An 837-nucleotide genomic window follows, 5' to 3' on the forward strand; every position below is an offset into this window, starting at 1 on the left:
GTGCGGGACCTCGCCGCTGAGGGCGACGGCGAACCGCAGGGTGGCGCGGGCGGAGGCGGAGAGGCGGGCGGCGAGCAGCGGGGCGGGTCCGGCGGCCTCGCCCAGGGAGGGCAGGGGTATCGCCTCCTCCGGCTCGCCGTCCGGCTCGACGACGGGCCGGGCGTCCTCGAAGACGCCGTACTCGTCGACGGCGTCGGCGCTGGCCCGGACCTGGTCGCGCTGTCTCAGCAACGCCCCGGCCTGCACGAACCGCAGGGGCAGCCCCTCCGACTCGAACCAAAGGTCCCCGGCCCAGTTGGCCTCCTCCTCGGTGAGGACCCGGCCGACGGCGCGCTCGATGAGGTCGACGCCTCCGGCCCGGTCGAGCCCGCCGAGGGTCACCTCCTCCACCGCCGACCCGGCCGACGGCAGCGGCGTCTCGCCGGTCGCGCCGAACACGAACGCGCACTCGGGGGTCGCCGCGAGCAGCCCGTCCAGCTCGGCGCCGCCGAACTCCAGGTCGTCCACGACGACGACCGCGCCTATCTCCCGGACCAGCACGAGGAGTTCAGCGTGCAGCGGCCGGTGCAGGGGTGCGTCGTACACCGCGTGGAACAGCCCGTGCAGCACCTCCTCGGCGCTCAGCCCGTAGCCACTGAGGCGGACGACGCCGTCGGGGGCGAGGTCCGCGCAGTCCTCGGCGACGAGGTCGAGGAGGCGGGTGCGGCCGGAGCCGGCGGGCCCGGTGAGCCGGACGGAGCGGCCCCGGGCGACGAGGCGGACGAGCTGCTCGCGCTCCTCCTGGCGGCCGAGGAGCGGCGGCGGCGCCTGGACGTGCCCGGCGGGCACGGGGGGCCT

1 protein-coding gene is annotated in these 837 nt (G+C 77.1%); it reads right to left on the minus strand.

Features of this window, described 5'->3' with window-relative positions; genetic code table 11:
• On the minus strand, window positions 1–837 hold an 837-nt coding region (locus tag ACVNF4_RS36565; RefSeq protein ID WP_461807112.1), incomplete at both ends, for a P-loop NTPase family protein.

The organism is Streptomyces sp. S6 (assembly GCF_054880855.1).